This window comes from Oceanobacillus sp. CAU 1775, from assembly GCF_054482815.1.
This window is the reverse complement of the sequence record NZ_JBTLRO010000010.1, coordinates 28,911-51,607: the sequence shown is the minus strand read 5'-3', so window position 1 is coordinate 51,607 and position 22,697 is coordinate 28,911. Positions and strand designations below refer to the sequence as shown.

The following is a 22,697-nucleotide window of genomic DNA, read 5'->3' as shown; positions in this document are numbered from 1 at the left end:
CATATTTACCAGCTGCTAATACACATCAAGCTAATTATTAGGCTTATAACCCAAGTTGACTTAAATGTTTTCCTATATGACTCTGTAACATTTCATCATAGGTACTTTCATATTTATCAAGTATCTCGAAAATTTCATTTCGAAATAGATATTCGCCATTTTCTTTCCTCGAAGTTAATAAAAGCCCATATGTAATATGCAATAACTGTCTCATATTGTCATCGTTCAGATAAGTTGTTAGGTGCTCGTCAGCAACGTTATCTAATGGTTCAATGCTTTCTACGTTTGGTGTAATATGATAGGAAGCCATTGCCGTTTCGTAATTTGCTAATACATACTGATGAATTCTACGATACAAATTAGGTTCTTTATCCGAAATCACTCGCAAAGCCTCTAACCAGTTGGTACCAGCGGTTTTAATATGATAAATTCCTTTTGTATGTTCTGCTATAATAGGATAAACAGAAAATTTATCACTTCCTGAATGAATGCTTAATTTATAACCAAAATGCTCAGCAATTTTCACGTGTTTTTCAAACTCTACTTCGAAAATATCAATTTCACCCATATAATCAATTGCTTTTTGAAATTCTCCGTAAAAACGCGGTGCTAAACTGACAACCCCTGCTTCGTTTTGTTTTAATTCATTTGCAACAAAGAAATGCGCTAAAGGAGAAGTCACTGTTTCTGTTTCATCTATTGAGATTTCAAAGTCAATCGGACGATTAGCTTTAAGAATATATTCTTTGTAAACACGGGTCATAAAATGTATTGCTTCATTATATAGCAACACATTTTTCATTAATGAGGTCTTATCAAACGCAAGTGTGAATCCGTCTAATTCAAATTCTTTATTTAAATATGTTTGGCTAAAGTATTGCTGTAGTTGCTCTGGTAGTGCTTCAAATTTCACTTGAATTTCCTCTTCGGATGCTTCTTCTATCTCATTCTTAATATAATCTGAGCAATCCAATGTAATCATCGACATACCGATTGATAGTGCGTATTGAATATCTGACTCTTCTTTAATATGATCCCCATCTGCACCAAAGCCATCTTTATAACCCTTTTGAAATACAGAAAAACAGACATCATCTAACATCTCCAGCATCGTTCTCTCAGAAAGCGTTAACTCTCTAATACTTTGCTGTGCTAAAACCGGTTTGATAGCCTTTTCTTTTACTGTTTCAATATGACCTGGTGTCGCACGACCTAAGCGATCGCCCAAACCAATCGTTGCTATTTTGTTTCCAAAAGCTTGTGGTCTTGTATAATCAAAATAACGATTTAATACAAGTCGATTCTCATGAGTTAAAGAGCAGATTTTTGCATCTTCACCAATAATTTCACCATCTAATTCATTAAATAAATCTCCTTCACCAGTAGCTAAAATGGATTTTTCTCCGCTGTTTTTAATCATAAGGAGATAAACCTTTTGTTCTTTAGTGAAGGATTCTCTATATACTTTAACTTCTGAAGTACTACTTGGTATTTTTCCTACTTCCAGTTCTTCAATAATTGGCAATAAATGATTCATTGAATCCACCTTTCTATTCATTAATCAAAAAATATGCTCGGTAAATAGAGAGATAAACTTGGAATATAAGCTACCAATACAACAGCAAGAAGCATAACAGCATAAAACGGTAATAAACCTTTGGTCGCTTTCTCAATGCGAATTTTCCCTATTGCAGAACCAACAAATAAAACTGCTCCAACTGGCGGTGTGATTAATCCAATACCTAAACAAAGAATTAATAGTACACCAAAGTGAACAGGATCCATTCCTATTTGTATCGCAACTGGTAATAAAATTGGTGTTGTAATAACAATTAGTGGCGCCATATCCATAATCATCCCAAGGAATAATAAAATAATCACGATGATTAATATCGTAACCGTTGCATTAGGCGATATGCCTATTAACCCTGTAGATACTTTTGATGGTATTTTTAATAAAGCTAACATATGTCCGAAAGCTCCAGAAGCTGCTATTAAAAATAAAACCATAGATAATGTTCTAAATGTACTTTTTAAAATAGGTATCATTCTACCAATCTTTATATCCTTGTAGACAAAGAAGGTAATGATGAAAGCATACAATGCACCAATCGCAGCGGATTCTGTTACAGTGAAAATTCCAGCTAATATACCACCCATGATAATCACGATTGTAAATAATCCGATAAGTCCCTCCCAAATAATTCTTGGAACATCTTTTCTCTCAACAGGCTCACCTTTTGGATACTTTCTTTTAACAGCAATTGCATAAGTAAGTATCATGATCACTATTCCTAATAATAGTCCTGGTAATAGGCCACCCATAAATAAGGATCCAATTGATACACCGCCCGCTGCGGAAGAAAAGATAATCATATTATGACTCGGCGGTATCATTACTCCTTGTGTTGCACTAGATACAGTAACAGCTACTGAATAATCCGAATCATAACCTTGTTTTTTCATCATCGGAATCATTACGGAACCTATGGATGATGTATCAGCGAGGGCTGAACCTGATATTCCACCAAAGAATGTACTAGCAAGCACGTTTACCATCGCTAGTCCCCCACGAATTTTTCCAATAATAACATTCGCTAAGTTAATTAATCTCCTTGAAATACCACCTTCATTCATTATCTCACCTGCAAGAATGAAGAAAGGAATTGCTAGTAGCGCAAAGGAATTTAAGCCACCAACCATTTTTTGAACCAATGATGCAGGATTAATTCCCATATATATTCCAGATACCAATGCTGAAATAATTAGTGTAAGCGCAATTGGAAATCTTAATATTAATAGCAAGATGAAGGTGCCGAATAATAAAATTATCTCCATACTAATCGTCTCCTTCCTCTAAATATGATAGGTGTAACCCTTTTACAAATAATAACTCTATACCGTTCAACACAATATAAACACCCGTTACCGGAATTGCTGCATATAGAATACTTGAAGGTAAACGTAATCCAGGTAAGGTAGAGTTCATCATTAATGAAGTAAAATGGATACCATAATAAATCATCAATCCACCTAAAGCTATTATTGTAAGTTTGGCCAAAATATCAAAGCCAGTCTGCACCTTTTCGGGAAACAAATCAGCAATAATACTTACACCAATGTGAAGTTTTTCTTTAAATCCGTAAGCTATACCCAAGAATGCAACCCAGACAAATAATACTCTCGATAACTCTTCAGACCATGCGGGAGTACTACTTAATACTTGTCTAGAAAAAACTTGGTAAAGAATTACAAGAATCATCGCTGCGAGCATTGTAAGCGCAGCAACTATCAATAATTTATCTAAGAAACTTTTTATGCTTTTAATCATTGCCATCTTATTTATCCCTCCAGTAAACGGTAGGACTAAACTCATTAAAAAATTCGAATAAGGTTATTCCTATAAAAAGATGAGGAAGAGAGAATACTTTCTTCTCTCTTCTCTAGTAATTTATTATTCTAAAATTTTATCTAGTAACTCTTGATATTGCTCACCATGTTTTTCATAAACAGACTGAACCGCTTCTCTCCATGGTTCGATATCGCTTATTTCATGAATTTCATTTCCATTCGCTTCAATCTCTTCTTGTGATTCAATAACTAATTCATCCCACGCCGCTCGTTGTACTTCGATAGACTCCATTGCAGCTTCTTTAAATAACTTTTGATCGTCTTCACTTAAGCTATCCCATAAATCTTGAGATGCAACGAGCACTTCTGGAACAGATTGGTAACCTGGTAAAGTTGCGTTATTGGCAACTTCAAAATGTCCTGAAGTAAAGAAACTTGGGAAGTTATTTTCAGCTCCATCAATTACTCCAGTTTGGATCGCTGAATAAACTTCTCCATATGCCATCGGTGTTGCAGAAGCACCTAGAGCTTCAACAATATCGATTGCTAATTCTGATTCTTGAACACGAATCTTTTGCCCTTGCATATCTTCTAGACTCGTAATTGGCGTGTCACTCGTATAGAAGAAGCGTTCTCCGTTGTCGTAAAATGCTAGCCCCATCATATTATTATCACCAAATGATGCGAGGATTTCCTCCCCAACTTCACCTGTCCATACATCCCACTTCTCTTCTTGTGATGCAAAGAGATATGGTAGGTTTAAAACACCGATTTTGTCGTTAAACTCTGTTAAAGGCACGCCATTAACTCTAGCAAAATCTAGTGATCCTAATTGAAGTTCCTCAATTGTACTTTTCTCATCACCTAACTGACCACCTGGAAATACATCAATTTTGTATCTTCCTTCAGTTTTTTCCTCTACTAATCTTGCAAACTCTTCTGCACCCTGTACCGTAGGAAAACCTTCTGGCTGAATATCAGCTAATCGAAGCGTAACTGTTTCTACCGATTCACCATCACCATCGCCATCACCTGATGCATTATCTTTGTCATCCCCACAAGCTGCTAATACAACAACAAATAAAAATAGTACTGAAAGTAATGTAAGTAATTTTTTGTTCATTTTTTATCCCCCTATATCATTAGTTTAATACTTAATAATATTCCGATAATTAAAGTTTCAAGCCTCCTTTTTAATTTCTTATAAAAATAAGCAAACTCTAAGTAACATTTAAAAGCTTGCTTTATTTCATTCCTACTTGATGTTCTTCAATTTCTGTTATTTCTTCTGTCTTTCCATCATCCTCATCTTTCCACATGAATAATCCGGTGTAACCATATATAATAGCTATAGCTATACTTATGAAAGCTAACCATAAGAACGGCAAGTAAGAGAGAGCTGATACACCTAATACAGCTGACATATATATTGCGTTTTCGTTCCATGGTACCATCGCGGCTGTTAATGTGCCCCCTGCTTCAGTATTACGTGAGAGTACTCTACGTTGTATTTTTAATCTGTCATAGTTAGCTACAGTCATCTTACTTCCAGTTATTAACGATACATATCCTGCACTTCCAAAGAAATTCCCAAAAAACGCACTTACAATTGTTGATACAGTTAATCTTCCAGTACTATTCTGCACCCAACGAGAAATTAAGTTACCTATAACTGTAATTATTCCTGTTTTTTCCATAAGCCCACCAAAACCAAGTGCTAGCATGATAAAGATTACAACCGCCAGCATAGATTCAATTCCACCCCTATTTAGTAACAGGTCAATGAACTGATTTCCTGATTCCATTCCGGGACCAAAATATGCTGTTCTGAGAGCTGATAAAACATCAAATCCTTGAAATAACGAAGCCCATATTACACCTAGCAAAGCACCAAAAGCTATGGTTGGTACAGCAGGCTTATTCATAGCTAATAGAATTAACACAATAATTAATGGAATGAGCATGTACCAAGCAATATTAAAATGATCATTTAGTGCATTCATATTACTTTGGATAGCTGTCGTATCAAATGTCCCGTCTGTATAAAAAAAGCCCACTATCGTAAATAATACTGCAGTGATAATATAACTTGGAATACTCACATGTAACATTGATCGTATATGAGACATAATATTAACTTCACTTAATGATGCAGTTAAAATTGTAGTATCAGATACGGGAGATAGCTTATCACCAAAATATGCCCCGGATATAACTGCTCCTGCCACTAGTGGTAATGGGTAACCAAAACTTGCACCAATTCCCATCATAGCGATCCCTGCTGTTCCGACTGTTCCGAAGGATGTTCCAGTTACAAGCGAAGTTATTGAACAGATTATTAAAGTAGCCAAAAGAAATATATTTGGGTGGATTACGGATAGTCCATAATAAATAATTGAAGGCACAATTCCACCAGCAATCCACGTCCCAATTAATGCTCCAACTGTAATAGTAATAAATAATGCTTCAAGTCCTTTATAAATCCCCAAAGAAATTGAAGATTGTAACTCACCATAGCCGTAACCTAGATACATACCAAATAGGATAAATACAAACCAAACAATAAATAATGAAATTTGAAATGGCAAATCGAACCAGATGACTGAGGATGTCATTATAAATAGAAATATCACTAATACAAAAAGGATTTCACCAATTTTCGGTAAACGGACGTTAGTTCTTGACAAATTAATACCTCCATTCAATACTTTTTCATATTTGTTGGGAAAGCAATCAAACATAAAACATATCTTTTTAATTCTCGAAAAGGTATATTCTTTATATCAGACAAAGTTGATATAAAGAATAATTAGATTAATGACAGCGCTAACATTCCATTTCATTAAATACTACATGTAATTTTTCTATACCACGAAACCAGTACTTGGAAGTAATTGGCGCTTTATAAATCCTAGTATTTCACCAAATTTATCAGAGTACTTTATGAGTAACTAATATCCCATAATGAGTTTTTTATAAGACTGATTCTAACACTATAGAGAAATACTAACTTTAGATTAATTTTCACAATGTAGCTGTACGTTAAGTTAGGTGTTTATGAATTAAACGAAACTATTATTCTAACCTATTACAAGACTACGGTTTCCAATACTAATTCATTTTTAGCAAATCGTTCCGCAGATAAAACACTCATATCTATCGTTTCAAAACGACCTAACCGAATTAATTCCGAAAGTCCTTTTCCAGCAGCCGGAGCATGCTGAAAACCATGCCCACTAAATCCAGTTATCATATAATATCCTTCCATATTTGAATGACCACTTATTATGGCGTTCTGATCTTTATAGTTATAGTCATACAAACCAGCCCACCCCTTTTCCATTTTTAATTGCTCAAAATTCTTAGCTCTTGAGGCTAATATCGGCCAAAGTTCTTCTTCAAAAAAGGACCTTCTTAATTTAAAATCAAAACCATAGGGTACATCATTTCCGAATCCAACTACTATACTCGGCCCTTCACTACGGAAGTGAACACCTGTCGGATCAAAAGTTAAAGGTAACTCATTTTTGAAAGGTACAGTAGTATCTATGCTGAACAACTGTCTCTTTAAAGGCTTCACTGGTATATCAATACCAATTGTTTTACTAAGCTCCCCTGACCAAGCTCCAGCTGCATTTACAACAATTGAAGCGTTATAAACTTCACCTGATGTTAATTTGACTCCCGTAACTTTACTTCTTTCACTTAAAAAACTCTCAACTTCTTCATAAATGAATGTTGCGCCTAGTTTTCTGGCATTTTTTGAATACAATTGCAACACAGAATACGGATCAATATTTCCAGCATCATAATCAAAAACCCCACCTGCTAGATCATCTACATTTAGTTCTGGAATAATATCCAATATTTCTTCGTTATTTAAAATTTGAACATTTACTGATAGTTTTTCTTGTAATTTCATAATGCTTTTATAGATTGGTAATGTTTTTTCATTAGCTAGATAAAAGTAGCCATATTGCTTAAAATCAATGTGAGCTGGCTCACCATCTAGAGCCATCTCATCTTCAAATCTTTTGTATACTTGGAAACTGTACTGACTCATTCTAATATTTACCTCAGTACTAAAAGTCTGCCGAATCCCTCCTTCACTCCTAGGTGTTGAAGAGAATTCGTATTGTCTATCTTTTTCAATAATAGCGATATCCCCTTTATAACCATCGTTTAAAAGATTATAGGCTAAACTAGATGCCATAATACCACCACCAACAATAATTAAATCGTATTTTTTATTCATTCCTTAGCCCCCTTGCTATTTCAATTATTGTGATATTTGATATAACTCTCTAGCTCAATAAATGGAGATAAAAGATAGAATTGTAATCCAAGAGATAATTCACTGATACTTTATCTCTTAACTGCTTATTAGTTAATTCATGTTCAATTAGCAAATAAACTTAGGTATTTTCGCTGTGTTGCTTATAATACGATTGTTGATGCTGCATTCTTAAGGGTTCTAACTACACTCCAACCAGCAATTGCTGAGGTTCTAGAATAAATGTCGAGTTCGATCCAAACTTCTTCGCCCTCAACTTCGATCTTATATTCATCCCCTACAAAGTCAGGAGTAGCAATTACACTCATTTCTGTCTTTTCAATGCCAGCACTTGCTAAGGCAGTTGCGATTGCTAAGTTCAATCCATTAGGCATAAAGTCCATGATACTCTTCGTTGTGCCTGAGAAAACTTCTTTCGGCTCCGTGATATCTAGGAGACTCTCATCAAAATCTCTCGTATTACGTAATGCTTTAGGCATTTTTTTAGAAGTCATTTTCGCCTTAATTGGACTCATAAGCGCGGCTGTCTGCATCGCATCAAAACCACCAACTGCACCACTAGCAATGTAAACTTTCTTATCGTTTTCTTTAGCAGTTCTTTCTACTTTTTCATAGAAAGAGGTATCTGAAAATGCTCCGATAGATAGGACAACTAAATGAGATTTTCCATTCAAAACTGTTTCAGCATATTGCGTTAACCCTTCTGGTGTTGAGGCTTCTGCTGTATAATCAGGTTCTAATGCCATTAATTCATGAATATCAGTAAAAGCTTTACAATTATGCTTCTCAGCAAAAGCTTCTACTTTTTCAGGTGTTCTTCCTAAAACGCCAACAAGTTCATAATCTGACAGGGGTCCGTTATTCACAGCGTTGGCAATTATTTCACTTAAGTAACCCGCGCCAATTAATGCTAATTTATATTTAGCCACCTTGCACACTCCTTCTAACATTTTTTACAGTTACTTATTAAAGTTTGGTAGCATGAAATCAAAATCACAGCCTTGATCTGCTTGAAGTACGTGTTTACGGTACATCCAGTAATACCCTCTATCATTAAATGATGGTTCCTTCCAGTCTTTTCTTCGACTTTCTAGCTCTTCATCAGAGACATCAATGTTAAGTATTCGTTTCTCTACATCTAATTCTATCGAGTCGCCATCTCTGATAAGTCCAATCGGGCCACCAACTGCAGCTTCTGGTGCTACATGTAAAACTACTGTTCCAAATGCTGTTCCACTCATTCGACAATCCGATAAACGCACCATATCTCTTACGCCTTTTTTAAGTAATTTCTGAGGGATTGGAATCATACCAGCCTCTGGCATACCAGGGGCTCCAACTGGCCCTGCATTTTGAAGGACAAGCACATCATCTTCCTTCACATCCAAATCAGGACTGTTGATTCTCTTTTCCATGTCTTCAATAGATGTGAAAACTACTGCTCTACCTTTATGTTTCAATAGCTTTTTATCTATTACTGCTTTAGGTTTAATGATTGCCCCACTTGGTGAGAGATTACCTCGTAAAACGGCAATTCCTCCGTCTTTATGCAATGGATCATTAAATGGTTTTACAATATCACGATAAACTTCTTCAATTGAAACAGAAGCTAAGTTTTCTCGCATCGTTTTTTCAGTCACAGTTAATTCATTTAAGTGTAGTTGAGATTCTAATTCCTTAAGTACGACAGGAATACCTCCTGCATGGTATAAATCTTGCATTTGATACTTTCCAGCTGGTCGCATGTTTGCAATAAATGGTGTTTCCTCGCTTATTTTCTCGAATAACTCTAAGTCGAGGTCGATGCTTAATCTTTTTGCCATTGCAATTAAGTGAATGACCGCATTTGTAGAACCACCGATTGCCATTAACACTCTAATTGCATTCTCGAACGCATTTTTTGTCATGATATCTGATGGTTTTACATCATTTTCCACTAGCTTCACAATTTGACGACCTGTTTCTCTTGCAAGGTGCATTCGTTTATTCACTGTAGCTGGAGCAGCAGCCCCTTCAGGTAGCATCATTCCTAATGCTTCTGAACATGAAGCAATTGTGCTTGCAGAACCCATTACCATACAGTGACCTGCAGTTGGAGCAAGTTCTCTATTAATTTCTTGGATCTCTTCCTCGTCAACAGTTCCAGCTTTGAATTCTTGCCAAAAATGTCTACAGTCAGAACACGCACCTAAGGTTCTACCTTTATACTCACCATTATTCATTGGTCCACCAGTAAATAAAATCGCTGGTTTATCAGCACTAGCTGCTCCCATAAGAAGTGCGGGTGCCATTTTATCACAGCCACCAATCAACACAACTCCATCAATTGGTTGAGCATTGATCATTTCTTCAGTATCCATCGCAACTAAATTTCTATATAACATGGTAGTCGGACTAGTGAACATCTCGCCTACTGACATGATTGGGAATTCCAGAGCAGTACCTCCCGCCATGATAACACCCTGCTTAATCGCTTCTACCATTGGTTGTACATGTGAATGGCAACGATTTACCTCACTAAAGGTGTTGGCAATCCCGATAACTGGCTTCTTGTAATCTTCCTCATCATGTCCAAGGTGTCTACGAAATGCCATTTTAAGAAATTCGCTAAACTCAGCATCTCCATATGATGTATTTGATTTTTTCCCCAAAGCATTCACTTCCCTTTTATGCTGGCATGGTTTCATCTAGTGGAAGCATGAAACCATGTTGAATAATTAATAAGTTTTGATTGTTAATTTTCTAATTGAATAGAGAGGTATTTATACTCAAGGAAGTCTTCAATACCTTGTCTTCCACCTTCTCTACCAACACCAGATTCTTTCACTCCACCAAATGGAGCTTGTGCAACAGTCGGAAGTGGATCATTGATGCCAACAATTCCATACTCTAGTGCTTCACTTACTCTATACATTCTACTTATATCTCTTGTGAAAATATAAGAAGCTAATCCGTACTGGCTACTGTTCGCTCGAGAAATTGCTTCTTCCTCTGAGCTGAACTTAAACACTGGAACAACAGGGCCAAATGTTTCTTCATGAGAAATAATCATACTATGGTCTGCGTTTTTCAAAAGAGTTGGCTCGAAGAAGTTTCCATTTGCAAACTCTCCTTCAGTAAGCTTATTTCCACCTACTGAAACTTCTGCTCCCTTTGCTACAGCATCTTTTACATGACTTTCTGCTTTTGCAACTGCATCTTGGTCAATTAGCGGTCCAATCGTTATACCTTCTTCTAATCCGTTACCAACCTTAAGTTCACTAATTTTCTGTGAAAGTTTCTCTGAAAACTCATCCACAACATCTTCATGCACATAGATCCGGTTTGTACATACGCAGGTTTGTCCTGCATTTCTAAATTTACTTGCAATTGCAGCTGTTGCAGCGTGCTCTATATCAGCATCATTGAATACAATAAATGGTGCATGTCCTCCTAATTCCATGGAGACTTTTTTCATCGTATCGGCTGATTGTCGCACAAGTTGTTTACCAACCTCTGTTGAACCAGTAAATGTAATTTTTCTTACATCAGGAGAGTCCATCAATACTTTTACAATCTTACTAGCTGAACCATGTAATAAGTTCACAACCCCTTTAGGTAATCCTGCTTCATGAAATGCTTTAAATACTTCGATAGCAGTTAATGGTGTTGCTGAAGCTGGTTTTAAGACAATCGTACAACCTGCAGCAATAGCAGGCGCAATCTTTCTTGTAATCATTGCAATCGGGAAGTTCCAAGGTGTAATGGCACCCACTACACCTACTGGTTGACGAATGACCATCAATCGCTTACTTTCCGAAGACGCTGGAATCGTTTCACCATAAATTCGTCTTCCTTCTTCCGCATACCAGTCTAAATAATCTATTGCTAATGTGATTTCTGCCTTTGCTTCATGCACAGGCTTTCCCATCTCAGTCGTAATTACTTTTGCAATCTTGTCTGTTCTTGAACGGAGAATTTCTGCTGCACGCTTCAAGTAATCGTAGCGTTCTTTTGCCGTTTTCTTTGACCAAGTAGACATCGCTTCTTTGGCTGCGGCAATCGCCGACTCTGTTTGGTCGTCTTCACTTTTAGAAACACTTTCTATAACTTCACCTGTTGCTGGGTTCTTTACTTCGAATGTCTCATCCGTTGTTATCCATTCACCATTTATATAGAGCATTTCGATCTCCTTTCTAGTTTTACAAGTTAATATACTAACAATTTATTTTAATTTATTATTTAATCGAAGATCTTCTTCTACTTTTGCTGATAAAATATCTGGGTTTGTTACAATTTCGATAATTGCTGGTTTATTTGATGCGATAGCTCTCTCAAGTGCACCTGCAAAGTCTTCATTTCTCTGAACTCTCTCTCCATAACCGTTAAAGTTCTTTGCTAGTTCTGCATAGTTCGGGTTGGATAGTTTCGTTGCAATTACGCGATCAGGGAAACGTTTTTCTTGGTGTGCACGAATTGTTCCATACATATTGTTATTAGCAATAATATGAATCACATTAGCACCATATCTAACAGCTGTTTCAAATTCTTGCACCGTCATCATAAATCCACCATCACCTGAGATAGATACTACTGTTCTGTCAGGGAAAGCTACTTTTGCTCCAATTGCTGCTGGCAATCCAGGTCCCATTGCTCCTGAAGTTGGTCCAAGATAGATGTTTTTCGGTCCAAATCTATAGTAACGAGAAACCCAAGAGAAGAAGTTTCCAGCATCACTAGAAATGATTGCGTCTTCCGGAAGTTCATTACGCAGCGTATGAATTACTGTCTTTAAATCCGCATAATTTTCTTGATTTGTTAATACTGGTGTTGAAAATTCAACATATTTCTTATTAATACCTTCTAGATTTTCTTTTCTTTCATCACTTGCCCCAGGAGTAATTTCCTCGAGTAGTTCTTTTAAGAACTCATTGGTATCGGCTACGATTGGTAATGTAGGCTTGTATACCTTACCAATTGCATCTGGAGAGATATCTACGTGAATTAGTTTACTTTTCTGGTTGATTAGTGTGTAATCATCCGTTGTCATCTGGGAGAATTTTGTCCCAAGCGCAACTACTAAATCACTATCTTTAATATAGTTAGCAAGCTCTTCCATTGCTCCAAGCCCTAAAGTCCCTGCATAGTTTGGATGCGTGTTCGGGAATGCATGGAAACGTCTAAATGCTGTAGCTACAGGAACATGGATTGCTTCAGATAACTTAATTAAATTCTCCGTTGCTTTTGATAAAATAACCCCGCCACCTGCGATGATAATTGGTTTTTTTGCTTTGCTAAGTTCTTCAGCAGCTAGCTTCACAAGTTCTTTCTCTGGACGTGGCTTACCAACACGGATTGTATTGTAAAACTCATGTTGAATATCTTCTACAAGGTCATCCTGCATATCTTCTGGTAAAGAAACAACTACTGGACCAGGACGGCCAGAGCGTGCCACGTGGAATGCGCGGTGTAAAATCTCAGGAATACGACTTGCATCATCAATTTCTACCGACCACTTACATAGTTCTTTAAAGTACGAAGCGAAATTCACTTCTTGAAACGCTTCTCTATCCTTGAAATGACGTTCTACCTGTCCTAATAATGCAACTACTGGCGTAGAATCTTGTTGTGCTGTATGTAATCCAGCAGATAAGTTCGTTGCTCCTGGACCTCTTGTCGCCATACATACTCCAACTTCTCCTGTTGCTTTTGCATAACCATCAGCCATAAAGGATACGCCACCCTCTTGGCGTCCAGAGATGAATTCAATACTTGGTTCTTCATAAATACCATCAAGCACATTTAAAAAGCTTTCGCCCGGTACTCCGAATACTTTTTTTACTCCTTCTGCTTTTAATACTTGTACAATACTTTGTCCACCATGTTTTGTCATTTTATTTCCACCCTTAGTCTTATATTTATTCTGTTATTTTTTATTTAACTTTCGCTTGTAAATTACCTACAAACTGTTTCATTCGTTTCATTGCTTCTTTCAGGTTTTCTTCTGAGTTTGCAAATGATATTCGAATAAATCCTTCACCATACTTAGAAAACACTGTACCTGGTACTGTCGCTACACCAGTTTCCGTTAATAATTTCTCAGCAAATTCTGCTGATGATAAGTTGAATTTACTAATATTCGGAAACGCATAAAATGCTCCTTCTGATAAAGTAACCGTAACTCCCTCGATACTTTTCAGCCCTTCATAAACAATATCCCGACGTGCTTTATACGCTTTCATCATTTCTCGAATACTTGCTTCACTTTTTTCCTTTTGTACTAAAGCAGCATCTCCACCAAATTGTGTAAATGTCGGAACACATGTCACACTATATTGGTGAACTTTCAACATATTTGTAATTAAGTCTTTATTTGCTGCTACATATCCTAATCTCCAACCAGTCATCGCATAGGCCTTTGAAAAACCATTTATTGTAATCGTTCGATCTTCCATTCCTTTAATAGAGCCAATTGAAAAATGCATGTCTTCTTCATAAGTAACTTTTTCGTAAATTTCATCTGAAACGACTAGAAGGTCATGCTCCATCGCGTAATCAGCAATTTTTTCTAAGACTTCTTTTGGATAAACTGCACCAGTTGGATTACATGGCGAGTTGATAATAATCATTGTCGTTTTTGGAGTAATCGCTTTCAAAACATCTTCAGGATCGACTACCCAATTATTTTCTTCAGTTGTCGGTACACTTACAGGAGTTGCACCTGCTAGATGAACCAAGTTTTCATAGGATGCAAAGGAAGGTTCAATTATTAAAATCTCATCACCTGGATTACTATGAGCAAGAATAGCAATTGATAAAGCTTCTGCAGCACCTTGTGTGACAATAATATCTGTATTCGGATTTACTTGAATTCCATTTTCAGTTTTGAGCTTCTCAGCAATTGTATTTCTCAATTGAGGAATACCTCTGTTTGGCGCATAATGTACTTCCCCTGCAGCAAGTGCTTCCTGGGCAGCTTCTACAATATGTTGTGGAGTAGTAAAATCTGGTTCACCAATTTCTAAATGAATAACGTCCTGACCAGCATTTTCTAACTCCTTTGCTTTTTCAGCAACTACCCTAATCTGACCCAACACGACATTTTCAAGTCTTGTAGCAGCCTTACTAATAGTCATAGTCCCTTTCCCTTCTTTCGATTTATTTTAATATACTAATATATTTTCAATATTACTTATTTATTATTGTAAGACAAATAAATTATAAGTCAATACTTTTATTTTAAAAGAATACAAATAATCTGTTTATTGGTCTTTCAAGCGAAATGAAATAACTTTTCAAGTTAGAGGAAGTTTATTAACTTGAGAGAAGGTATGTTTTTTCAGACAAGAATATGCAAAAAAAGATGAAACCTTCTTATTTAGGTTTAATTAATAACCTAAATATAGAAATGTTTCATCTGTGTTTGAGTTTATTGGAAGTTATTTATCATTATAATCTTGGAGTATTTTGTCCCTTACATAAAGCAAGTGCTGATGCATCTGTTCAAAAGCTTCTATAGGGTTTCTATTCTTTAATGCTTCATAAATCGCAGTATGATGGTTCACTGTTTTCACTGGTTCACGGTATTTAATTAAGCTATCTGTTTTCTCATGTGCATATAATAAGGGATCTATCATCCCTTCAATAATCGGATTGTTAGCACTGTATGCAATAATTCTATGAAACTTCTTGTCTAATGCCCCATAGTTATTATCTGTGTCCTCTTTAATACCAATAATTGTTTCTTCTAATTGGTCAAGTTCTTCATCTGTAATTTTTTCAGCAGCTAATGAAATTAGTCCCAACTCCAAAGTCATTCTAGCTTCAATTAGAGCAGGTAAATTATTAACCGAAATTGCTATCATAGCTTGAAACGGGGCACTGCCAATCTTGTCATTTATAAAAGTACCTCCCCTAGGTCTACGTTTGATAATTCCAAGCGTCTCTAAGGAGCTAAATGCTTCTCTCAGTACAGGTCTACTCACTTCAAACTGTTCAATTAAATCTATTTCAGAGGGGAGTTTATCTCCAGGTTTAAGCTTCCCACTAACAATAAGTAAAATAATTTGATCTAATACTTGTTGAGACAAAGTTGCTCTATTTAAAGTGTCTAATTTAAAACTATTCATTTTACTATCTCCTTTTTATTCAATACGTTTCAATATTATTTAATTAAATTTATACTTTCTTCTACTGCTTCCAAGCAAACTTTAGAATATTACAATCTAACTTAATGATACCATATATTAAAGCGTTTTCTTAACATTAACCAATGCTACCAGCACTTTAAGGATTTTGTTTTATAATTTCGTTATAGCATTTGCTAAATCATTTTTGTTTCGCTCTTAAATGAATACCCTATATTTATAAAAAATATAAAATTTTAAAGAACAAATTTATTTTGACTAGTAAGTTTATTTGTATTACAATAATACTATAATACAGATTTCATGAAATTTCAAATTTTTAGGAGAGGAGATATAAAATATGCTGTAAATCTTATAATACCAAGCAATAATAACTTAAAATTTTGTAAGCGTTATCTTAAAAAATCTAACAATAACTTAAAAACTAATTTTATTTAGGAGGAACTAAAATTATGTTTATCGAACAAAAAATTCACGATGCAAAAGATATTCCATTTGGGATGAAGCAACTGTTAACTAGTGTTACCCACTTAAAAGAGGGTGAAAAAGTTCTAGTCGTAACAGATGATAACTTTAAAGAGATTGGCGAATTTGTTTATAAGCATGCAAAGAAATTTTTTGATACAACAATGATTTGCATGTCCCCTAGAGATGGACATGGAGAAGATCCACCTGAAACAGTAAGTGCTGCGATGTTAAATTGTGATGTGGCTTTCGGTGCAACAACGATGTCGATGTTCCATACAAAGGCGAGAATCGCGGGAAGTAAGGAAGGTAGATTACGCTGGGTTGGAATGCAAGACTATGACCTAGAAATGTTTGAAAAAGGTGGATTAACAGCTGACTTCGATGAAGTTGCTGAAGTAATTAATCGCGTTTCTGAACATTTTCAAGGGAAAACTTTTCGCTTAACCGCTCCTGGTGGAACAGATATGACTTGTAGTGTTGAAGGTCGTTCACCTGTGTTTGATTATGGAACTTCTAGAACTCCTGGTTCAGCTTCATTCCCTCCGAATGCGGAAGTGGCGCTTGGCCCAGTCGAAGGTACTGCAAATGGTGTACTAGTATTTGATGGGAGTATTCCACATCCTCTAATTAATTTATTAGAAGAACCTGTCACATGTAAAGTAGAAGATGGATACATTACGGAAATTACTGGTGGTAAAGAAGCAGAAACGCTAAAAGAAATACTTGAAAGCTACAATGATCCTAGCGTTTATAATGTTGCAGAACTTGGTCTAGGATTAAATAAACATAATGAATTAGTCGGCAGAATGGCGCCAGATGAGGGGTCATTTGGAAATATCCATATCGGTATTGGAAAGAACTTAAACTTTGGTGGCCATGTGGACTCACCACTACACCTAGACATGATAATTAAAACAGTTTCTATTGATATCGATGGACGTAAGATTATGCTAGATGGTGAATTACAAGTATAATTTTATACAATACTTAAATCTTGGAGAGGGATGTATTTATGCGATTAAAAGATAAAATTGCAATTGTAACTGGTGGAAGTCAAGGAATCGGCAAGCAAATTGGACTTACTTTTGGAAAGCAAGGTTCAAAAATTGTCATTGCAGATATCAATGAAGAGACTGGTAAAGATGCAGTAAAAGAATTAGAAGAACAAGGAATTGAAGTGTTATTTGTCAAGACAGACGTTTCAAAAGAAGACAGTGTCGTTAACTTAATTAATACTACTGTAGAACATTTTGGCGGACTTGATATCATGGTTAATAATGCTGCCGCTACAATGCGTAAATCTGCTGAAGATACAACATTTGAAGAGTGGCAAAGAATTCTCGGAGTCAACTTAAATGGAACTTTCCTTTGCTCAAAATACTCCGTACCAGAAATGAGAAAAAGAGGAAGTGGAGCAATAATTAATATTGCTTCATGGCATGCAGATAAAACAATTACTCGCTTTGCAGCATACGCTTCTTCTAAAGGTGGAATAACTGCTTTAACTAGGCAGATGGCGCTAGACTGCGGAAAAGATAAAATCCGCGTAAATGCTGTGTTACCAAGCACAGTGGATACTCCAATGTTTTATGAAACATTAAATGGACTACCTGATCCAGACAAAGCATGGGAAGAAACAATGGCTTATCAACCATTAGGAAGAGTTGGAACAGCTGAAGATATCGCGAATGCTGCTCTTTTCTTAGCTTCAGATGAGTCAAGCTATATTAGCGGTCACTCTCTAAGAGTAGATGGCGGAACATATGTTAAAGTAGCTCGTCCTTTACTATTTGATTAAAAAAAACGATTTGCCTTCTTTTTATTAAGAAGGCAAATCGTTTTTTAGATTGTAATTGCATTTTTTTCAAGAAAGTCCCTATCAACTTCCACTCCAATACCAAAATCATCTGGCACTTTCAACCAACCATCGTCGTGTTTCAATGGATTCTTAACCAAATTTGTTCGGAATGGATGTGTCGAGGTATCGTACTCAAATATTGGTTCCGTAGCAAATAAAGATCTATTAGCTAATGGAAGTGAGGCTGCATAATGTAATGATGCATATTGGCCGATTGCAGTCCCCCAAACATGTGGATTGATTTGAATCCCATATATTCTTGATAAATTAGAGATATGCTGCCCAGCAGTAAACCCGCCTGCAATACAAATATCTGGTTGAGCAATATCCACAGCTCGTTTTGCAAATAAATCTCGGAAACCAAATCCAGTATATTCGTTTTCTCCGCCAGCAATTGGGATATTTAACTTCTCCCTAACAAGTGCATAACCCTCTTTATCTTCTGGAATAACAGGCTCTTCTAACCATCTCAAATTAAACTTTTCCAATGCTTTTCCTAGTCTTACTACATCTGATACTCCGTAGGCATGATTTACATCGACCATTAGCTCAGCTTTATCTCCGACAGCTTGATAAATACTTTCCATTACTTCTATATCATCATCAATTCCAAAACCTAATTTCACTTTCATTAAGCTCAGTCCACTTTCTAAATGATTCAGCGCTTCTTTCTGTAATCTTTCTTTTTCACCCTGGCCCTCTAATCTAAAGAAACCAGTTGCGTATGCTTGTACTTTATTTCTAAAAGATCCACCTAATAAATTATATACTGGTTGTTTCAGAAATTTACCCTTTATATCCCATAAGGCTATGTCAATTGCACTTATTCCGCCTATAATTGCACCTTTTCTGCCATAATCTCTCGTATTATAATACATTTCATCCCATAACACTTCCGTCTGAAGAGGGTTCTTTCCTATTATTAAAGGTTTTAATGCTTTTTCAATTGTAATAGCGGAAATCTCAGGATGTTGTAAGCCTTGGCATAACGCTTCTCCCCAGCCACTAATTCCTTCATCCGTAATCACTTCGACAATAGTCCCTGATCGTTGCTTTATCCACCCTTGGGAAGCAGCAAAGGGTTGAGGTATTTCGTTCTTAAGAATATATACTTTCACATCAATAATTTCCAATACTATCATCCTTTTTAGCATAAATAGTCGTGTACTCTAATTTAAAATTCCTCATAAACAGCGGGATCTTGGTTTTTATTTCGACCGTCTGAACGTGTTAAATTTGATATATTATTCATTTCATCCACATCTAATTCAAAGTCAAAAATAGATATATTTTCTCGTTGTCTTGTAGGAGATGTCGCTTTGGGAATTGCAATAGAATCTAGTTGATAATGCCAGCGTAAAACAATTTGTGCTTCCGTTTTATTATACTTTTTAGATAGCTCTTTAATCGTTGGTTCATCTAAGACACCATTTAAACGTCCAAGTGGGCTCCAAGATTGAATTCGAATCCCCTTTTCTTGGTTCCACTTTCTTGATTCTGCTTGATTAAAATAAGGGTGAAGTTCTATTTGATTAATGCTTGGCAAAACACCCGTTTCTTCTTCGAGGCGAGTTAAATGTTCAGGTAAAAAATTACAAACACCAATTGAGCGGATTAGTCCCCACTTTTTCGCATCGATAAGCGCTTGCCATGCCTCAACATACTTATCTGTAATAGGATTTGGCCAATGAATCAAATATAAGTCAAAATAATCTAAGCCCGTCCGGTATAAGGATTCTTGAATAGTTGAAACAGCTAAATCATATTCTTGATATCTGCCAGGAAGTTTTGAAGTAATAATCAATTCTTCCCTAGACACTCTGCTTTTTCGAATTGCCTCTCCTACTGTACCTTCATTTTCATAGTTGTAAGCGGTGTCAATTAATCGATAACCATTATTTATCGCATTTGTAATGGAATGTACTCCGTTATTCCCCTTTAATCTAAATGTCCCGAAGCCTACAGAGGGAACTCTCAGTCCATCATTCAATGTGTATTCTTGTATTTGTTTATTCATCTCATTTCTCCTTTTTTCGCATCTTCTCAAAAAGCGCCTATCCTCGTTCTGAATAGTCGCTTCCCATACATTTATCATCTACTAATATCTTGTTCGTTACTTAACATAAATTGCTTTACTTCTTCTACAGTTACTTGATTATCGTCTCCGTATATCGTGTGTTTTAAAACGCTAGCAGCTACACCAAAATGAATAATATCCTCACTATCCATTTCTGTTAAAATACCATGCAGTACTCCAGCCGCAAATGCATCTCCTCCACCAATACGTTCAAGAACATCCATTTTAAAATAGGGAGTTTCATAGAGTTCCCCATTCCTATACAGCCAGCCAGACAACTCTTGCTTCTGCCCGCCGATGATTCTTCTATCTGTACATACGAGATAATCAATTGCATATTTCTTACTATACTTCTCATAATATTGCTGCAAAGTTTTTGGATGAAATGATTCAGGTCCAGCCTCATTAAGTAAAAGATTGAAGTCTTTATAACCTGCAAAACAGATAGAAACATAAGGTAAAATAGCAAGAAAGGTTTCCCTTGCTTCAGGTATCGTCCAAAGTTTACTGCGATAATTGAAGTCGAAACTGACTTTAACTCCACATTCTGATCCCTGTTTCGCTGCTTCAATTATAAATTCTTTTAACTCTTTACCTAGAGCAGGAGTAATACCAGTTATGTGAAGTATATCAACATCTTTAAATACTTCTTTCCAGTTTACTTCAAACAATGGAAGTTCATGAATACTTGAATGTTTCCGATCATAAATTACTTTTGCTGGTCTAACGGAATATCCCTCTTCATAATAATAGAGTCCTAATCGTTCACCGCTTCGGTAAATCCAATCTGTATTCACATCATTAGCTCTGAGGTGTCGAATTGCAGCTTTTCCAAGTTCGTTGTTGGGTAATGCTGATAAAAATGCCGATTCATGGCCAAACCCTGCAAGAGATACTGCTACATTTGCTTCAGCACCACCATAATAACTTTTGAACACAGTTGCACGGTGCAGTCTTTCTTTTCCTGGGGGTGTCAGACGAATCATTAATTCACCAATTGTTAAAATTTTTCCCATCGTTTACACCAAGCTCGCTTTTTCTTGAAATACTTTTGCTAGCCTTGTAACTTCATTATAATCGCCTGTTTTAGCAGGATTCGTAATCTCTCCCCCAACACCAACCATACATGCACCAGCTTCAAACCAATCACGTACATTCTCTAAAGTAATGCCACCTGTCGGCATAATTTCAACATGTGGTAGAGGTCCATGTATATTCTTAATAAAACTAGGTGAAAAAACACTTCCAGGAAATAACTTCACAACGGACACTCCTGATTCCACAGCAGAAAGCACTTCATTAATTGTCATACAACCTGGTAAATATGGAATAGCATAGCGATGACATAGCTTTGCGGTATCTAGATTAAATGCAGGACTAACGATAAATTTAGCACCTGCTAAAATAGCTATTCGAGCAGTCTCACTATCTAACACAGTTCCAGCACCGACTAGAACTTGATCATACTTACCTTGCAATCGTTCTAATAATTGTGCTGCTCCTGGAATGGTGAAGGTGATTTCCAATGTACTAACTCCACCATTTACACATGCATCAGCCGTTTTCTCAGCCATTTCTAAATGATCCCCGCGCAACACAACCGCTAATTTACTTTCCAACATCGCATTTAAAATAGAATACATTTGCATTTCTTCTCACCCTTTACACACCAGAATATGATAAGAACCCTCCATCAATTGGAACAACAATCCCATTCACATAGCTAGATGACTTTTCATGAATGAGCCAAAATATTGTACCAATCAATTCCTCTGGTTCCCCGAACCTTTCCATTGGAACTTGTGAAAGTATTTTATTCGCTCTAGCACTTAAATCTCCATTTTCCTCTACAAGTAATCCTCTATTTTGTTCTGTTAGGAAAAACCCTGGAGAAATAGCATTCACTCGAATACCAAGTTTCGAAAAATGAACGGCAAGCCACTCGGTAAAATTGCTTATCGCTGCTTTAGCTCCACTATATGCAGGTATTTTTGTTAGTGGCGTGTAAGCATTCATCGATGAAATATTGATGATATTACAGCCCTTTCTTCCTATCATATCTTGCGAAAAAACCTGTGTAGGTAATAGTGTGCCTAAGAAGTTCAAGTTGAAAAGCTCTGTAATCGCTCCTTCTTCTAAATCAAAAAAGGATTGAATAGATGGGTCGGTTAGATCGCCTTCCTCTAAATACTCTTTAGATGTAGTTGCTTTTGGATGATTCCCTCCTGCACCATTTATCAAGAAGTCGCATTTTCCTTGGCTCTCTACAATCTGTTTATGAGCTTCTTCCAATGCTTTTTTATCAAGTACATCTGCACTGTATCCTGAAGCTAGACCTCCCTCTTGCTTAATTTCTTCTACTACTTTATTGATTTTTTCTTTATTCCTGCCAATTACAGCGACATTCGCTCCTACACTTGCTAATGACTTTGCAATAACAGATCCTAGTACACCACTCCCACCTGTAATGACAACAACCTTTCCTGACAAGTCTATCTCAAAAGGTACTTCCATTAGTGCGCC

19 protein-coding genes are annotated in these 22,697 nt (G+C 36.3%); 2 read left to right on the top strand and 17 right to left on the bottom strand.

What is annotated here, in order from left to right:
* Window positions 1–43: 43 nt before the first annotated feature.
* The 12 genes from ACXYMZ_RS14645 to ACXYMZ_RS14590 all read right to left on the bottom strand — a co-directional run bounded on the left by ACXYMZ_RS14645 (window position 44) and on the right by ACXYMZ_RS14590 (window position 15,753).
* Window positions 44–1,537, bottom strand: a complete 1,494-nt coding sequence (locus ACXYMZ_RS14645; protein ID WP_458949152.1) for a tagaturonate epimerase family protein — start codon at window positions 1,535–1,537, stop codon at window positions 44–46.
* Window positions 1,538–1,557: 20 nt separating this feature from the next.
* Window positions 1,558–2,838: a TRAP transporter large permease gene (locus ACXYMZ_RS14640; protein ID WP_458949151.1), complete on the bottom strand. Its 1,281-nt coding sequence runs from the start codon at window positions 2,836–2,838 to the stop codon at window positions 1,558–1,560.
* A 1-nt stretch (window position 2,839) separates the two neighbouring features.
* A complete protein-coding gene (locus ACXYMZ_RS14635; protein ID WP_458949150.1) occupies window positions 2,840–3,337 on the bottom strand; it encodes a TRAP transporter small permease in 498 nt (165 codons plus the stop codon).
* 117 nt (window positions 3,338–3,454) lie between these two features.
* Window positions 3,455–4,474: a TRAP transporter substrate-binding protein gene (locus tag ACXYMZ_RS14630; RefSeq protein ID WP_458949149.1), complete on the bottom strand. Its 1,020-nt coding sequence runs from the start codon at window positions 4,472–4,474 to the stop codon at window positions 3,455–3,457.
* Window positions 4,475–4,595: 121 nt separating this feature from the next.
* Window positions 4,596–6,038: a Na+/H+ antiporter NhaC gene (gene nhaC, locus ACXYMZ_RS14625; RefSeq protein WP_458949148.1), complete on the bottom strand. Its 1,443-nt coding sequence runs from the start codon at window positions 6,036–6,038 to the stop codon at window positions 4,596–4,598.
* A gap of 401 nt (window positions 6,039–6,439) precedes the next feature.
* Window positions 6,440–7,606 carry an NAD(P)/FAD-dependent oxidoreductase gene (locus ACXYMZ_RS14620; protein WP_458949147.1) on the bottom strand — a complete coding sequence of 389 codons (1,167 nt, stop codon included), beginning with the start codon at window positions 7,604–7,606 and terminating at the stop codon, window positions 6,440–6,442.
* A gap of 182 nt (window positions 7,607–7,788) precedes the next feature.
* Window positions 7,789–8,574, bottom strand: a complete 786-nt coding sequence (locus tag ACXYMZ_RS14615) for an aspartate dehydrogenase domain-containing protein (protein ID WP_458949146.1) — start codon at window positions 8,572–8,574, stop codon at window positions 7,789–7,791.
* A 30-nt stretch (window positions 8,575–8,604) separates the two neighbouring features.
* Window positions 8,605–10,296 (bottom strand): dihydroxy-acid dehydratase, encoded by a 1,692-nt coding sequence (locus ACXYMZ_RS14610; RefSeq protein ID WP_458949145.1) that lies wholly within the window; start codon window positions 10,294–10,296, stop codon window positions 8,605–8,607.
* 83 nt (window positions 10,297–10,379) lie between these two features.
* Window positions 10,380–11,807 carry an NAD-dependent succinate-semialdehyde dehydrogenase gene (locus tag ACXYMZ_RS14605; RefSeq protein ID WP_458949144.1) on the bottom strand — a complete coding sequence of 476 codons (1,428 nt, stop codon included), beginning with the start codon at window positions 11,805–11,807 and terminating at the stop codon, window positions 10,380–10,382.
* 42 nt (window positions 11,808–11,849) lie between these two features.
* The gene (locus ACXYMZ_RS14600) at window positions 11,850–13,517 is read right to left on the bottom strand and encodes a thiamine pyrophosphate-dependent enzyme (protein WP_458949143.1); all 1,668 of its coding nucleotides are present in this window, start codon (window positions 13,515–13,517) and stop codon (window positions 11,850–11,852) included.
* 40 nt (window positions 13,518–13,557) lie between these two features.
* Window positions 13,558–14,760 carry a pyridoxal phosphate-dependent aminotransferase gene (locus ACXYMZ_RS14595; RefSeq protein WP_458949142.1) on the bottom strand — a complete coding sequence of 401 codons (1,203 nt, stop codon included), beginning with the start codon at window positions 14,758–14,760 and terminating at the stop codon, window positions 13,558–13,560.
* A 303-nt stretch (window positions 14,761–15,063) separates the two neighbouring features.
* Window positions 15,064–15,753 carry a FadR/GntR family transcriptional regulator gene (locus ACXYMZ_RS14590; protein ID WP_458949141.1) on the bottom strand — a complete coding sequence of 230 codons (690 nt, stop codon included), beginning with the start codon at window positions 15,751–15,753 and terminating at the stop codon, window positions 15,064–15,066.
* Between the two features lie 470 nt (window positions 15,754–16,223).
* Here ACXYMZ_RS14590 and ACXYMZ_RS14585 point away from each other — a divergent pair, with 470 nt between their 5' ends.
* Window positions 16,224–17,213, top strand: coding sequence for an aminopeptidase (locus ACXYMZ_RS14585; RefSeq protein WP_458949140.1), 990 nt, complete (start codon window positions 16,224–16,226; stop codon window positions 17,211–17,213).
* Between the two features lie 38 nt (window positions 17,214–17,251).
* Window positions 17,252–18,037, top strand: a complete 786-nt coding sequence (locus ACXYMZ_RS14580; RefSeq protein ID WP_458949139.1) for an SDR family NAD(P)-dependent oxidoreductase — start codon at window positions 17,252–17,254, stop codon at window positions 18,035–18,037.
* A gap of 44 nt (window positions 18,038–18,081) precedes the next feature.
* Here the strand turns inward: ACXYMZ_RS14580 and ACXYMZ_RS14575 are convergent, their stop codons facing one another.
* The 5 genes from ACXYMZ_RS14575 to ACXYMZ_RS14555 form a co-directional block, all read right to left on the bottom strand.
* Window positions 18,082–19,230, bottom strand: coding sequence for a mandelate racemase/muconate lactonizing enzyme family protein (locus ACXYMZ_RS14575; RefSeq protein ID WP_458949138.1), 1,149 nt, complete (start codon window positions 19,228–19,230; stop codon window positions 18,082–18,084).
* 41 nt (window positions 19,231–19,271) lie between these two features.
* Complete coding sequence (locus ACXYMZ_RS14570; protein WP_458949137.1) at window positions 19,272–20,114, bottom strand: aldo/keto reductase; 843 nt, start codon at window positions 20,112–20,114, stop codon at window positions 19,272–19,274.
* A 74-nt stretch (window positions 20,115–20,188) separates the two neighbouring features.
* A complete protein-coding gene (locus ACXYMZ_RS14565) occupies window positions 20,189–21,190 on the bottom strand; it encodes a PfkB family carbohydrate kinase (RefSeq protein ID WP_458949136.1) in 1,002 nt (333 codons plus the stop codon).
* A gap of 3 nt (window positions 21,191–21,193) precedes the next feature.
* The gene (locus tag ACXYMZ_RS14560) at window positions 21,194–21,823 is read right to left on the bottom strand and encodes a bifunctional 2-keto-4-hydroxyglutarate aldolase/2-keto-3-deoxy-6-phosphogluconate aldolase (protein WP_458949135.1); all 630 of its coding nucleotides are present in this window, start codon (window positions 21,821–21,823) and stop codon (window positions 21,194–21,196) included.
* A 13-nt stretch (window positions 21,824–21,836) separates the two neighbouring features.
* The gene (locus tag ACXYMZ_RS14555) at window positions 21,837–22,688 is read right to left on the bottom strand and encodes an SDR family oxidoreductase (protein ID WP_458949134.1); all 852 of its coding nucleotides are present in this window, start codon (window positions 22,686–22,688) and stop codon (window positions 21,837–21,839) included.
* Window positions 22,689–22,697: the final 9 nt, after the last annotated feature.